At 69.6% G+C, this 14,657-nt stretch carries 10 protein-coding genes and 1 pseudogene; 8 read left to right on the plus strand and 3 right to left on the minus strand.

Annotated features, from left to right (window positions below; translation table 11 throughout):
• Positions 1 to 180 precede the first annotated feature (180 nt).
• From ACFY12_RS08610 to ACFY12_RS08620, 3 genes are all read right to left on the minus strand, one after another.
• On the minus strand, positions 181 to 951 hold the full coding sequence (locus ACFY12_RS08610; protein WP_390714983.1) for a transposase: 771 nt from the start codon (positions 949 to 951) through the stop codon (positions 181 to 183).
• 41 nt (positions 952 to 992) lie between these two features.
• The gene (locus ACFY12_RS08615; RefSeq protein ID WP_390714984.1) at positions 993 to 1,247 is read right to left on the minus strand and encodes a MafI family immunity protein; all 255 of its coding nucleotides are present in this window, start codon (positions 1,245 to 1,247) and stop codon (positions 993 to 995) included.
• A gap of 424 nt (positions 1,248 to 1,671) precedes the next feature.
• A complete protein-coding gene (locus ACFY12_RS08620) occupies positions 1,672 to 2,304 on the minus strand; it encodes an HAD family hydrolase (RefSeq protein ID WP_390714985.1) in 633 nt (210 codons plus the stop codon).
• Between the two features lie 581 nt (positions 2,305 to 2,885).
• On the opposite strand from ACFY12_RS08620, the gene ACFY12_RS08625 reads away from it, so the two are divergent.
• From ACFY12_RS08625 to ACFY12_RS08660, 8 genes and pseudogenes are all read left to right on the plus strand, one after another.
• Positions 2,886 to 3,713: a hypothetical protein gene (locus tag ACFY12_RS08625; protein ID WP_390714986.1), complete on the plus strand. Its 828-nt coding sequence runs from the start codon at positions 2,886 to 2,888 to the stop codon at positions 3,711 to 3,713.
• Between the two features lie 352 nt (positions 3,714 to 4,065).
• Positions 4,066 to 4,446, plus strand: coding sequence for a pilin (locus ACFY12_RS08630; RefSeq protein ID WP_390715088.1), 381 nt, complete (start codon positions 4,066 to 4,068; stop codon positions 4,444 to 4,446).
• Between the two features lie 323 nt (positions 4,447 to 4,769).
• Positions 4,770 to 6,419, plus strand: a complete 1,650-nt coding sequence (locus ACFY12_RS08635; protein WP_390714987.1) for a hypothetical protein — start codon at positions 4,770 to 4,772, stop codon at positions 6,417 to 6,419.
• Between the two features lie 4 nt (positions 6,420 to 6,423).
• Positions 6,424 to 7,371, plus strand: a complete 948-nt coding sequence (locus ACFY12_RS08640) for a PrgI family protein (RefSeq protein WP_390714988.1) — start codon at positions 6,424 to 6,426, stop codon at positions 7,369 to 7,371.
• A gap of 62 nt (positions 7,372 to 7,433) precedes the next feature.
• Positions 7,434 to 9,241 (plus strand): annotated as a pseudogene (locus tag ACFY12_RS08645) (VirB4 family type IV secretion system protein).
• A gap of 8 nt (positions 9,242 to 9,249) precedes the next feature.
• Positions 9,250 to 11,649, plus strand: coding sequence for a type IV secretory system conjugative DNA transfer family protein (locus tag ACFY12_RS08650; RefSeq protein WP_390715089.1), 2,400 nt, complete (start codon positions 9,250 to 9,252; stop codon positions 11,647 to 11,649).
• A 37-nt stretch (positions 11,650 to 11,686) separates the two neighbouring features.
• A complete protein-coding gene (locus ACFY12_RS08655; RefSeq protein ID WP_390714989.1) occupies positions 11,687 to 13,609 on the plus strand; it encodes a replication-relaxation family protein in 1,923 nt (640 codons plus the stop codon).
• Positions 13,606 to 14,535 carry an extensin gene (locus tag ACFY12_RS08660; protein WP_390714990.1) on the plus strand — a complete coding sequence of 310 codons (930 nt, stop codon included), beginning with the start codon at positions 13,606 to 13,608 and terminating at the stop codon, positions 14,533 to 14,535. Before ACFY12_RS08655 ends, ACFY12_RS08660 begins: the two co-directional genes overlap by 4 nt.
• Positions 14,536 to 14,657 lie beyond the last annotated feature (122 nt).

The raw sequence follows: 14,657 nt of genomic DNA on the forward strand, positions 1-14,657 counted from the left end.
GAACCTATCGGTGATCAAACTTCCGTGACAACGCTGAATCATCGCTGTCACAGGGCAACAGGGCATTCTGACCGCTGTCATCCAATCGAGGCGATTGACAGTGGACCCAGTCGTTTCGGCTTCCTTAGGGCTGTCCCATAAATGATCTCGGACATGCCTGCTGACCGGCTCGTTTCTTGGTCACCCGGCGAGGGCAAGGTTGTGCAGGCGAGCGATGCCGAGCATCGCGTGGTGGACGCCGTCGCCTTGCAGGCGGCAGTCACGCAGGATCTTCCAGCTCTTCATGCGGGCGAAGACGTGCTCGACGCGGGCGCGGACTTTGCGTTGGGAGGCGTTGTGTTCCTCTTTCCAGTCCGGGAGGTCGGTCGGACCTGGCTCGCGGCGGTGCGGGATGACCAGGCCGGTGCCCCGGTAGCCGCCGTCCGCAATCACTACGGCCTTGCCGACGGCGGCCTTGGCGCCGGACAACTCCCATGCCTTGCAGTCGTTGCGGTTGCCAGGCAACGGTCGGCCGACAGCGACGACGAGCCGAGTGTCCGCGTCAATGGCGACCTGGTGATTCGTCGAGTACCGATAGTTCTTCGACTGCTCGGCGACGGTGTGGTCACGGGTGGGAACCAAGGTGCCGTCCACGATCAGCACAGTGTCCCTGCGGAACCGCTTGCGCGGCTGGAGTGCGAGCGACGGTGCAAGGTGGTCGATGATGCGGCCGGCCGCCGATTTCGACACCCCGAACAGCGGCGCCAACTGCCTCAGAGTCAAGTTCGTCCGCCAGTACGCAGCGACCAGCAGAACCCGGTCCTCCAGTGGCAGGCTCCACGGTCGCCCCCTGCGGACCGCGTCCGCGCCTTCGCGTCGCAGTGCAGTCAGCAGTTTGCCGAACTGCCGCGGGCTCAGCCCGGTGAACGGGGCTATCCAGGACGGCTCCGACGCCGTGATCACAACTGCCACGGGAAAGATCATTCCTCGACAACACCGCCGAGGGGTAAGTGTCAGTCGATCAGCAGCTCGTCAAGGCGCTGGACGGACCTCGGGGCGTCCATCTCGTCCGCCATTGCCACCAGTCGAGTGTGGTATTGACGGGTGATGGGCAGGTCGTCCTCATAGATCCACGAGCACATGGTGTCGAACGCCAAAGCCTCCTCCCCGTGCGAGAGCAGGTGGCGCACGTCCGCGATGACAGCCTCCGTGGTGAGCGGCGACTCCTCCAGGAGCGCCACCACGCGTGCTCGATACGACAGGCTCACGAGCTGTCCTCCATGGCAGAACTCAACGGACTGATGACATCCGACATCCTCGCCTCCAGCCAGGGAGATGTCGACTCAGCCGCCCTTAACGGGACAACGCTTTGCCAGTGGACCTAGCCGTACGAGGTGTTGTCTGGGGGTGCTGGGTGGCCGTACCGGTCGGGGTGGATCTTGTGGAGCCGTATGTCGAGCTGTCGTACGTCGATGCGGTACGCGAGCGTCGGTGACGTCCGCTGCTGGACTGTGTGACGGCCCGGTTCGAGGGTGTGGCTGCGGGAGGCCGTTTCGCTGGTCGCGCGGTGAGCGTCACTTCTCCGGCTGGTACTGGGCGGCGACGGCTGGGCAGCACGTCGGTTTCGGGTCGTGGCTGGAGCGGGAGCATCCCAGCCTTCTACCAGGCCAGCACGCAAGCAGAAGGAGTTTCTCAGCTGTCGAGCACGAAGCCCAGTACCTTCTGGAGATCGGCAGGCTCGCGGTAGTGCACACCGGTCATGCCGAGTGTGTTGGCGGCCTTGACGTTCTCCAGCCGGTCATCCACAAACAGGCACCGGCTGAAGGCGGTTCCTGCCCGGCAGGCTGCCACCTCGTAGATCTTCCGGTCAGGCTTGGCCACCCCGACTCGGGCGCTGCTGACGACGTGGTCCGCGAGATCCGCCAACCCCATCGACTCAAGGTCGTGCTCCAGCTCCAGGGTCGCGTTGGTCACCAGGACCAGGGGCATGTGTCTCCGTACCCGGCGCAGCAGGGTCACCGCCACGTCGTCGGCTCGGAACGGAGCATCGGCAAGCGCCATGCCCAGCTGACGGGCATGCGTCTGCGGTACCTGGTCGGAGAGCACCGACGCGATGGAGTCCACCCACTCCTTTTTGGTGATCTTGCCGAGGAGGAGCGGCAGGTCCACTTCAGGGGCGTAGGCCACCCTTGCGGTGGTGCCCTCGGCCAGGCCCGCAGCACGTTCCAGCTCAGCCAGTGGAGCCATGTCGTAGAAGCGGATCACGTTGTCGAGGTCGCACAGCACCGCATCAAAGGGCCTGCTGGATATCTCGGAAGCCGTCACCGCTCATGGATAGCACAGCGTTCGGCTGCCGATAGATCGCAACCAGGAACAGAACCTTCGAGTGCCTTCCCCAGCACAGCGAAGCCCATCTGAACTGGGCACTCATCCCCCTCATGACCAGGCGACTCACCCGGAAGCGCCGCGCACTGACAGCTGGACGAGGGAGAGAAAGCGAGGAGAGGGCGTCCCGGATGCAGGGACGTTCGTATGCCCTCTTGGGGTTTCGTCAGAAGGTCGCGGTGCTTTGCTGACACGCGTGAACGTCGCTCAGACAGCGGAGCCAGTCCGTCGTCAGTTGCCGACCGGGATCTCAGCGATCCACTCGCGAGCCATCAGCGAGCCATTGGGTAAATGGCGCAGCAGGCTCGGTTCCTGCCGCACAAGAATTCTGTGTTCGATTCTGGCCGCGAGGGTGCAGCGACGGCGCAGGTCATTGATGAGGGGCGACGGCTCGTTATCGCACAGCCTGGGCCAGTGGTTCGGCTGGGCTGCGGGGTTGGTGCGCGGGTGGTCCGGCGGTGGCTCGAGGTGGTGACAGGGGTGCGGCGAACGTTGTCCGCCACTCCCGCAAGGAGCTGCACATGCACCACCACCCTTCCCGCCACCGCGCACCTGTCTGCGCCTGCACACCGTCCGATGGCCGTTCGCCGCTGGGGGCGCTGGAGGAGTCGTTCCTCGCCCTCGCCTCTGCCCCCAAGCCACTGACACTGCCCGCGCACCTCATCTGCGAGGAGCCGGAGCAGGCCGCGCTTCCCGTCGATCAGGTCCGCACCCGCCTGGCCCACCCCGGTACGTCGCCGGCGTTGCGGGAGCGGACATGGGGCGAGGTAGTGCGTCGTGCCCAGCGGCTCGGTGCGCCGTGGGACACGGCGGTCCTCGGCATGGCCGTGCCGGTGCTGCACCGGATGCTGGCCCGCCTGGGGCGCTGTGATCACCTGGAGCGTGCGGAGGTGGAGCAGGAGGCACTCGCTGCGGTAACCGCCGCCCTGCACGCCGTGGACATCGATGCCGCGGAGGTCGGGCGGGAGTTGTTCACCGCGGCTGACCGGGCGGTGCATCGCCTGGTGTACGCCGCACGTCGCCGCGCCCAGCGCGAAACCGGACCGGAGGAAGCGAGAAGTCTGAGCGGCCTTGGTCATGGTGGTGACCCGGCCGCATCGCCGGCCCTGGCGCTGGACGCCGCCAGCGGTGAGGCGGCGGACGAGTACACAGTGCTTGCCCTCGCGGTCAGGGCACGTGTGGTGACCATCGCTGAGGCGCAGCTGATTGCCCGTACGCGCCTGGAGGGCGAGCCGATGCAACGCCTCGCCACCGAGCGAGGGGTGAGTTCCCGTCAGCTCTACCGGCATCGTGCCGCGGCCGAGCAGCATCTGGCCGCGCATCTGCGGCCCCTGCTGCACCAGGGGTGATGTGTGGGCTGTTCGGAGACTTTTCCGGCGGCGGATGTCAATTTCGCGGCCCTGAGTCTCTATTACAAGTGAGCGTCACCGCCGGATCCGCGCCATGGATGCGGCGGTGACCTCAACAAGGCACCGTCCGCGGTCGCGCTGATGGCGCCTGCTGCCACCGGTGGGGTGAGCACGTCCGTCTCGTGCTGACACCCGAGCCCTGTTCCTGCCACTCCTCCAAGGAGGACGGCCCGGACAGAGGGATCCGTGTTCACCCCACCGCACGGCTGCCACCCGGCGGCCTGACCTGCGCCAACGCCGCCCTCTCATGTGTCTTCCCGTTTCCCCTGCTGCGCTGTTGGAGGCGTCCGTGTTGTTCGCAACGATCCGTCGAACAGGCCGACGGCTGATCTGCCGGGTGGGCCATTGGACGGCCCGGATCGGCTTCATCACCGTGCCCTCATTGCTGGTGCTGCTAGCCGACGCGTCGCAGGGGTGGGCGGTTGCGACCATCCCTGCGGTGATCTCGAATCTGCGGAATTGGATCATCGGCCTCCTGGCCGGGCTCGCCACGCTGTTCCTCACCTTCGGTGGGCTGCGCTATCTGATGGCCGGAGGTGATCCGGGGGAAGTCGAGGCCGCCAAGCGGGCGTTGAATGCCGCGGCGATCGGCTACGGACTGGCGGTTCTGGCTCCGGCTCTGGTCACGGTGCTCCAGGGCATCGTCGGTGCAGGCGGCGGGGGCGGGCAGTGATCCGCGCCGGGCGCCGCCTTCCTGCGCTGTCCGTGCTTTTCAGCTTCGCCGTCCTCGTCCTGGGGCCGTTGTCCGACCAGCCGGCCCTCGCACACCCAGTGCCCGTACCCGCTGCCGCCAAAGCGCCTGCGGCCCCGGATCCGCCGCGGCCTGAGCCCCAGCCCGCGCCAGGCCCCACCCCCTCCCACCCCAAACCCCCTGCATCACCGCCGCCCGCTCCCACTCCTGGGCCGACGCCCGCTCCAGACCGCCCCTCACCACAACCAACACGGTCACCGTCTGCGGAGCCGTCCCCCGGACCTACGCCGCCGGCCTGTGAGGCCATGGGCAAGGAGTGCGTCAAGGACACCTCCTCGGGCTGGGATGTCCTCACCGACACCCCTGGCATGATCACGGGCGCGATCACCTCGTTCCTCGGCACGCTGATCGAGCAGATCATGAAGCCGCTCCGCGAGTTCCTCGCCGACACCCTGCTGGCCACCCCCGACGTCACCCAGCACGCCGACATCAAACGGCTGTGGAAAGCCATGCTCGGCATCACTGCCGGCATCTACGTCCTCTTCGTCACGGCGGGCGGCATCACGGTCATGGGCTACGAGACCATCCAGTCCCGCTACGCCCTCAAACAGATCTTTCCCCGCCTGCTGGTGGGGATGGTCGCGGCAGCCACGTCCCTGACCGTGATGGGCAAGGCGATCGGCCTGGCCAACGCGCTCGCCCACGCGATCATGGCCACCGACCTTGCGGAGGCCGGGCAGGGCATGGTCGAACGCGTCCTGCCGTTCGCGATCTTCGGGGCCGCCGGACTGAAGCTCTACCTGGTGATCCTCGCGATCGCGGTGATCGCGCTGGTCCTGGCGGTGCTGATCGGCTTCATGGTGCGGGTCGCGGTGATGGCGCTGCTGGCCGTCTGCGCACCCCTGGCCCTGGCATGCCACGCCCACCCCGCAACCGATCCGGTCGCCCGGCTGTGGTGGCGGGCCCTGGCCGGCTGCCTGATCATCCAGATCGCCCAGTCGGTGACGTTCATCCTGGCCCTCAAGCTGTTCTTCGCCCCGGGCGCATCAACGCTGGGGATCCCGAAGTCCGACCAGCTCGGCACGCTGCTGGCCGGACTGGGCTTGTTCTGGGTGCTGTTCAAGATTCCCGGCTGGGCACTGCAGGTCGTCCTGCGCGGCACACCGGCTCACCAGCCGCACGCGCCTGCGGCCGTGCGGGTGCTCAAACACCTGGCGCTGTACCGGCTCATGGACCACTACCTGCCCGCGACCCGCATGCTGCGCCGCCGTAACGGCGGTGCAGGCGGCGGCGGGGGAGGAGGCGGGTTCGGGCGGCCGGGCCGTGGCGGGCCAGGAGGCAGACGCGGTGGGCCCGGTGGGGGTGGAAGGGGTGGCAGTCGGCCACCCGCTCCTGGCCCCGGACCCGGCGGAGGCGCTCGCAGTCGTGCCGGTCGGCCAACTGCCCCGCCCGGTCCTGCTGACAGCCGGAGCGCAACCGGTGCACCGGCGGCAGGCGGAGCGCATCGGCCGGAGCCCTCCGGCACGAGGAACACACCGCCTGCCGCCACCACGGCTCCCGGCCCAGCCCCCAGACGCGCCTCTGTCAGCCAGGCTCGCCGACGCCCCGGTCCGCGTGCCGCTCCCCTCGCCCGCTCCTCGAACGGGCCACGAACCGTGCTCCAGCCCGGTCAGGCCCACCGGCGACAGCAGGTCACCTCATCCGTTCCCGCCGAGCGCACCCCTGCCCGGCCGCCCCAACCCACCCAGGCATTGCCTCCGACTCGCAGCGAACACACCCCCACTTCCCCACAGCCCCGGCTGACCTGGACATCCCTGCCCTCACGCTTTGGTGCCACCGTGATGCCACCCCCACTCGTCCGGCCACCGGTCCTCCCCAGCCCCACCGAACAGCTACACCTGCGACCTCTCCGTCGCGTGCAACTGCGACTTCCCCTCGAACCACCCAGGAGATGAACCCGTGACAGAACACGACGACGCCACAGACGCCCCCTACGCCACACGTATCCCCGCGGACATCTCCCGCCCGGACCGGATCCTGGGCCCCTTTACCGCCCGGCAGTCGGCGATCCTCGCCGTCGCGGCAGCGGTCTTCTACGGCGGCTGGTGGGCCACCCGCCCCCTCATGAGCACGCTCTCGTACGCGGCCCTGGTGATTCCGATTGCGGGGGCGGTGGCCGCGCTCGTACTCGGCCGACGGGAGGGCATCGGCCTCGACCGCTTCCTGGCCGCCGCCCTCCGACACACCCGCACCCCCAAGCGCCGCGTGCACGCCCCCGACGGCGTGCCGCCGCTGCCGGACATTGTTCCTGCCCGCTGGGCGAAGAGTGCCGGGCCGCCTCCCGCCGCGATGCGCATGCCCTACGACGGCATCACCCCAGGCGGCGTGCTCGATCTCGGCAGCGACGGAAAAGCGGCCGTTGCGGAGTGTTCGACGGTCAACTTCGAGTTGCGGTCGGCGGCCGAACAACAGGGCTTGAGCGTGGCGTTCGCGCGTTGGCTCAATTCCCTGACCGGTCCGACCCAGCTGCTGGTGCGCTGCCACCGCATCGACCTCGCACCGCTCGTCGACAACCTCCACCACCACGCCGCCGCACTGCCTCACCCTGCCCTGGAGCGGGCGGCCCGCGACCATGCCGACTTCCTCTCCGACCTCTCGCTGAGCCGAGACCTTCTGGGACGGCAGACCCTGCTGATTGCCCGTGAAGAGACCGCAGGGCGCACCGTGCGCGGCGGTACGGGGGAGGGGCGAGCACTACAGCGTATGGAGGAGGCTGCCCGGGGTCTTGCTCCGGCCGAGGTCACCGTCACGCCCTTGGACGGCCCGCGCAGCGTCGAGCTGGTCAGCGCGGCCTGCAACCCCAACACCCCCGCCCCGACGGACGACCGAACGAGAGGTGCCCTGTGATGGCTCGACGCCGCTTTGCTCACCAGGCTCCACCCTCAACACCGGCTACTGACGCCGGAGACCTGCTCGATGTGACTGGCCCCGAGTCCGTCGAGATCCGTGCTCGCACCCTCGCCGTCGGTGCCCACATGGCCACCACGATGGTCGTCACCGGCTACCCCGCCGAGGTCACCCCCGGCTGGCTCGCCCCGCTGTTCAACTTCCCCGGCCACCTCGACATCGCCCTGCACATCGAGCCCGTCCCCACCCCCGTGGCCGCCGCCGGACTGAAGAAACAGCGCGCCCGCCTCGAATCCGGCCGCCGCGCCGGATTCTCCAAGGGGCACCTGGACGACCCCGAGGTGGAGGCCGCGGCCGCGGACGCCGCGGAGCTGGCCTACCGCATCGCCCGCGGCGAGGGAAAGCTCTTCCACGTCGCCCTCTACCTCACCGTCCATGCCCCCGACGAGGACACCCTCGCCGACACCAAGCCGCCGCTGTCCGCGCCATCGCCGAGTCCCTGCTGATGACGGTGGCGCCGACCACCTACAGGGCGCTGCCCGGCTGGCTTGCCACCCTCCCGCTCGGCCTCGACACCCTCAAGATTCGCCGGACCTTCGACACCGCCGCCCTCGCCACGTGCTTCCCCTTCACCAGCCCCGACCTGTCCACACAGACCAGCACGGACGGCCAGACATCAGGCGTCCTGTACGGGTTGAACACGGTCTCCGGCGCCCCTGTTCTGTGGGACCGCTTCGCCCAGGACAACTACAACTCCATCACCCTGGCCCGCTCCGGCGCCGGCAAGTCCTACCTCGCCAAACTCGAACTGCTCAGGCTGATGTTCACCGGCGTCACCGCCTCAGTCATCGACCCGGAGGACGAATACGTCCGCCTCGCCGAGACCGTCGGCGGGCGTGTGGTGCGGCTCGGGTCCGACGGCGTATGCCTCAACCCCTTCGACCTCCCACCTGCAACGTGCGGCGAAGAGGACGTGCTGACGCGGCGTGTGCTGTTCCTTCACACCTTTCTCGCTGTCCTGCTGGGCACCGACGTGACCGCCACCGAGAAGGCTGTGCTGGACCGGGCGATCCTCGCTACGTACACCCGTGCCGGGATCACCGCGGACCCCCGTACCTGGCAGCGCACGCCACCCACGCTCGCCGACCTGGCCACCGTGCTGACCGAGGACAGCGGCGACGTTGCGACGGGTCTCGCCGACCGGATGGTCCCGTACACCTCCGGCTCGCACGCCCGGATGTTCAACGGCCCCAGCACCGCTGCCATCTGCGGCCATCTGGTGGTCTTCGCGCTCCGCACCCTGCCCGAGGAGGTCAAAGCACCGGCGATGCTGCTCGCCCTGGACGCGACCTGGCGGCAGGTCACCTCACGGAGCGACACCGGCCGGCACCTGGTCGTGGTGGACGAGGCATGGCTGCTGATGCACGACGGCGCCGGAGCCCGCTTCCTGTTCCGCATGGCCAAAGCCGCCCGCAAGTACTGGACCGGACTGGCGGTCGTCACCCAGGACGCCGACGACGTCCTCGCCTCACCCCTGGGCAAAGCCATCGTCTCCAACGCCGCCACCCAGATCCTGCTCCGCCAGGCACCCCAGGCCATCGAAACCATCAGCCAGAACTTCCACCTCTGCTACGGCGAGCGCGAGTTCCTGCTCGCTGCCTCCCGCGGCGAGGCGCTCCTGCTCACCGGAGACCGCCGGCACAAAGTCGCCCTGATCAGCGTCGCCGCTCCCGGCGAACACGACGTCATCACGACAGACCCCGGTGAACTGGCCGCCGCCCAACACCCAGGCAGTGAGGCCACTCTCTCCGCCGAGGGTCGCGCGGGCGAGGGCACCTGCGTCGACGGCGACGAGGGGTGGGCATCGTGACCGGGTCCATGGTACGAGCCATCGCCCAGCCGGGCGGCCCCCTGTTGGACTTTCTTACCCACCCGGAGACGTTCGTCCCCACCGTGCTCCACGCCGCCCTCGACTGGTGCACCGCAGCCGCGCCCCTTCTGATCCCCACCGCCCTCGTGTCCACAGCATCTGCGTACTACACCCGGCGCCGACTGCTGCGTTCACGTCAGCAGCGACTGGCCGACGGCGCCCGCTGTGTGGAGATCCTCGCCCCGCCCCACGTCGCTCCCAAGGGCGGGGAAGTCCTCTGGGCCCAGCTCGCTGGGCTACTGCGCCCCTGGTGGCGGCGCATCACTACCGGTCAGCCCCACCTCGCCTTCGAATACACATGGGCCCATGATGGCCTGCGCATCCGTATGTGGGTCCCGGGCACGGTGCCGATGGGCCTGGTACGCCGCGCCGTGGAAGCCGCCTGGCCCGGCGCCCACACCCGCGCCACCGAACCCACCCCCCTCTTCCCGGGCACAGACACCGCCACTTGCACGGCCGGGCGCCTGCGGCCGGCCCGGCCCGACATCCTGCCGCTGCGTACCGACCACCCCACCGACCCCCTGCGCGCTCTCCTCCAGGCCGCCACTGGCATGGCCGAGCACGAATCGGCCTGCGTACAGATCCTGGCTCGCCCTGCCACCGGCCGTGCCTTGCGCCGCGCCCGCCGCCAGGCACGGCAGCTGAAAGCCGGGCACGCCCCAGCCCGCCTTGCCGCCCTGGCAGCGCTCCTCCTCCATCGCGCCCAACCCGCCGCCACCGGTAAGCAGGACCCCGACCACAGCACCGCCGTACGACAGATGGTCGCCAAGCAATCCGGAGCCCAGTGGCAGTGCACCCTCACCTACGCCGCCACCTGCTCGCAGAAGGCGGAGCGAGCCCAGGATGTGGCGCGGGGCCGGGCCCACGCGATCGCCTCCGCCTTCGGCCTGTACGCCGACCGCAACTACCTCACCCGCACCCGCCTCCACCGCCCCCAACCCCAACTCACCGCCCGACAGTTCCCGTCTTCCCGCCCGGCGCTGCTGTCGGTGCCGGAACTCGCCGCCCTCGCCCACCTCCCCTACGACCCGGACGCCCCCGGAGTGCGGCGGGCCGGCGCCCGCTCCGTCCTCCCGCCCCCGCAGATCCCCGAACCCGCCCCAGGAAGTGGCGTCAAACCCCTGGGCCGGTCCGATGCCGGCGCTCGCCGCGGCGTGGGGCTCGCGGTTGCCGACGCCCGCCACCACCTCCACGTCATGGGCGCGACCGGCTCCGGCAAGTCCACCCTCCTGGCCAACCTCGTCCTCGACGACGTACGCCACCACCGTGGCGTCGTCGTCATCGACCCCAAGGGCGACCTGGTCAACGATCTGCTAGATCGCCTCCCCGACACCTGCGCCGACCGCCTCGTCCTCATCGACCCCGACGACCCTCACAGGCCCCCGTGCCTGAACGTCCTGGACGGTGCGGACATCGACGTCGTCGTGGACAACATCACCGGCATCTTCCGCCGGATCTTCACCGCCTTCTGGGGACCCCGCACCGACGACCTCATGCGCGCCGCCTGCCTGACCCTCCTCAAACACAAGGGCCGCACCGGCCAACTGGTCACCCTTGCCGACATCCCTCGCCTCCTCGGCGAAAGCGCCTACCGCCTCCGCCTCATCCCCTCCCTCCACGACCCTGTCCTGCGCGGCTTCTGGGCCTGGTACGAGTCGATGTCCGAACCCTCCCGGGCGGCGGTGGTCGGCCCGGTGATGAACAAGCTGCGCGCCTTCCTCCTGCGCGACTTCGCCCGCCGCGCCATTGCCGCCGGCCCCTCCACCTTCGACCTCACCGACGTCCTGAACGGCGGCATCCTCCTCGCTCGCCTCCCCAAGGGCGCGCTCGGGGAGGAGACCGCCCGTCTGCTCGGCTCCTTCATCGTCGCCGGAACCTGGCAAGCCGCTTCCGCCCGCGCCCGCACCCCCGAACACCAGCGCATCGACGCCACCTTGAGCATCGACGAGGCCCACAACTTCTTGACCTTGCCGTATCCGCTGGAGGACATGCTGGCCGAGGCCCGCGGCTACCGCCTGTCCATGCTCCTGGCCCACCAGCACCTCGCCCAACTCCCACGCGACCTGCGCGAAGGCATCTCCGCCAACGCCCGCAACAAAGTCTTCTTCAATGCCTCACCCGAAGACGCCACCACCCTCGAACGCCACACCCTCCCCGCACTCGCCGCCCACGACCTCGCCCACCTCGGCCCCTACCAAGCCGCCGCCCACCTCCTGACCGGCGGCGCGGAATCGGCCGCCTTCACCCTCACCACCCGCCCTCTGCCACCCGCTGTACCAGGGCGTGCCACAGACCTGCGCACGGCAGCCGCCGGCCGCAATGGACCCCGCCCCGCCACCCGTCCCTAAAACACACCACGACCTGCTCCTTTGGAGGGGATCTGTCATGCCCGCACTCCCGCGTCCCGCCTTCGGCCCCGGCTCCCGCTACACCGCCCGGGCCGCCACCACCCGCACCCGCACCTCCCCTCGGCACACGGACGTCGCCACCCTCTCCCGCCGTCTCACCCCGCGCGACATGTGGCTGGTCCGCATGCTCCACGAACACCGCGTCCTGACCACACACCACATCGCCCGCCTCGCCTACACCTCACAGCGCTCCACCCAACGCCGCCTGCGCACCCTCCACCAGCACGCGGTCCTCGACTCCTTCCGCCCCTTGACCGCATCCGGCACCGCCCCCGAGCACTACACCCTCGGCCCCGCCGGAGCCGCCGTCCTCGCCTCCCATGCCGGCCTGGACGTCTCCGCGATCGGCTGGCGTCCCACGAACACCGGCCGCATCGCCTACTCCCCGTCCCTCGGCCACGACCTCGGCGTCAACGACCTCCTCACCCACCTCGCCGCACATGCCCGCACCACCCCCGACGCCGGGCTGTCGCTGTGGCTGTCCGAACGCTCCGCCGCCCGCCGCTGGGGCGACATCATCCGCCCCGACGCCTACGCCCACTGGCAAGACGGCGACCTCTTGCTGCCGTTCTTCCTCGAATACGACACCGGCAGCCAGCCCCTGCCTCGCGTCGAAGGCCAAACTCGCCGCCTACGCCGCCTTCACCACCGCCACCAGCACCCGTCCCGCCCTGCTCATCCACACCCGCACAGCCTCCCGCGACCAAGCCCTACGCCAACGCCTCGCCACTACTGCCCGCGAGCTGGGCCTGAACGTGGCCACCACCTCCGCCGACTTCACCACCACCATCCCCTGGGGCCGGTGGTGGGCACCACTGGATCGCGCAGGCCGCCGCACCACCCTGGCCCACCTTGCCGCCCAGTGGGCCGACCTCAGCCCCGCCTCCGGACTGGAACTGACCGACGCCGACACCGTCCTCACCCTCCCCGTCCCCTCCCTCCCGCCCACAGAGGGCAGACCATGAACTCTCTGCTCGGCAAGACGGTCACCGGCATCGGCTGCGCAGTCATCGCCCTGCCCCTGCTCGCCGCCCTCACCCTCGCCGCAGCCCTCGGCAACCCGTCCTCCCACAGCAGCGCAGCAGCCTTGCCAAGCGCACACGCCCGGACCGATATCCCGCCCCGCATACTCGCCCTCTACCAGCGCGCCGCCCCCGAGTGCCCCGGCCTGTCCTGGACCACCCTCGCCGCCATCGGCAAGATCGAAACCAACCACGCACGCCACCCCACCATGACCTCCCCAGCAGGCGCCGTAGGGCCGATGCAATTCATCCCGTCCACCTTCACCGCCTACGCCCACCCGGTACCGCCCGGCGGGAAGAAGCCCCCCACACCGTGGGACGCAGTCGATGCCGTGTACGCCGCAGCACGGCTGCTGTGCACCCATGGCGCCAGGCACGGCAAACACCTGTGGGCCGCACTCTTCGCCTACAACCACTCCCACACCTACGTAAGCCACGTACTCACCACCGCAAGCGCCTACGTAGCCCGCATCTCCGCACCAACCAGCGCGGCTGACAAGGCGGTTGCCTTCACCCGCTCCCAGCTCGGCACCCCCTACGTCTGGGGCGGCGACGGCCCCGCCGACGGTGGCTTCGACTGCTCCGGCCTCACCCAAGCCGCCTACCGCACCGCAGGCATCCACCTCCCCCGCACCGCCCAGGCCCAGTACAACGCAGGCCCCCGCCTCCCCAAAGACACCGCCCTCGCCGCGGGTGACCTGCTGTTCTTCGGCCCCAACCCCACGCGCATCACCCACGTCACCCTCTACACCGGCAGTGGCGTGGCCATCGATGCCCCACATTCTGGAGCAGTTGTCCGCCAAGGCCCGGCGCGCACCAACTCCCCGTCCTTCCAGGGCGCAACCAGACCTGCGGCACGAGCAGGCGGTGGCCGGTGAAGCAGCTCGAAGCACGCGAAGCCATCAGCCTCCTGAGAACCATGACCCGGGTCCTGTGCATCGTCGGGGTCCTGGCACTGGTCTTCACCACCGTCAACGTCACCCGCTTCGCCACCAGCCGCGATGTCCCCCTCTTCATTGCTGTCCTCCTCGATCCCATGATCGGAAGCGCCCTGGCCGGCGTCCTCTACGTCGACGCACGCCTGGCCGCATGGGGCATCACCCCACCCGCCTGGTCCACCACCCTGCGCTGGAGCGCCGGCTCCACCGCCGCCCTCATAAACACGTGGGAAAGCCTCTGGCCCGACGGCCAGATCGGCTGGCCCGACCACGCCGACCCCGCAGCCGTCCTCCTCCACCTCACCCCCGCCCTCCTCCTGATCACCCTCACCGAAACCATCGCCGCCTACCGCCGCACCCTCACCGAACTCCTCGACCACACCAACCCCACCAACCCAACGGACCCGACCGGTCCGACCGAACCGACCTACCTCACCAATCCGACCGACCCACCAGACCCCCGCACAACCCTCACCCCCAGATCGGCCACCGAACACATCGACCGAGAACCGATCACCGGCGCTGCTCCGCCACCCGACTCCCCACCGCAGAACACATCCGGCCCCACCCCGATCTGCCTCCCGACCGACCGCCTCAGCCCGGCCCCCACCAGGCCCGACACGACCAACGAGCCGCCCCGCAGCCCACACCCCAACCCCGAACGACCACCACCCGGCCTGCGGGCGGCAGACGCCGACCTATGGCCGCACGCCCTCGCCCTCGACAACGCCACCCGGGCCGCCACCGGCCAGCCCGCAAGCATCTGGCGACTCCGAAACGAACTCCACCTCGGCTCCCACCGCGCCCGCCGCATCCACCACCAGCTCCACAACCACCCCACCGACCGACCACCCCCGATCGAATGAACCCCGCCCCGATCGCTCCGACCGACCACACCGACCAGACACCGACCGGCCGACCGACCACTCCCCAAACCCACGGCCCCACACCGGCCCGGCCCCGTCCACGACGCAAGCCCCGTATCCGC

Origin of the sequence: Streptomyces sp. NPDC001339, from assembly GCF_042895955.1 — a bacterium.
In the GTDB taxonomy this organism is placed as follows: Bacteria; Actinomycetota; Actinomycetes; order Streptomycetales; family Streptomycetaceae; genus Streptomyces.

Bases quoted from the DNA above. Each gene is read 5' to 3' on its own strand.
- ACFY12_RS08625 (WP_390714986.1), top strand. From the start codon at position 2,886: ATGCACCACCACCCTTCCCGCCACCGCGCACCTGTCTGCGCCTGCACA.
- ACFY12_RS08635 (WP_390714987.1), top strand. From the start codon at position 4,770: ATGGGCAAGGAGTGCGTCAAGGACACCTCCTCGGGCTGGGATGTCCTC.
- ACFY12_RS08650 (WP_390715089.1), top strand. From the start codon at position 9,250: ATGGTACGAGCCATCGCCCAGCCGGGCGGCCCCCTGTTGGACTTTCTT.
- ACFY12_RS08655 (WP_390714989.1), top strand. From the start codon at position 11,687: ATGCCCGCACTCCCGCGTCCCGCCTTCGGCCCCGGCTCCCGCTACACC.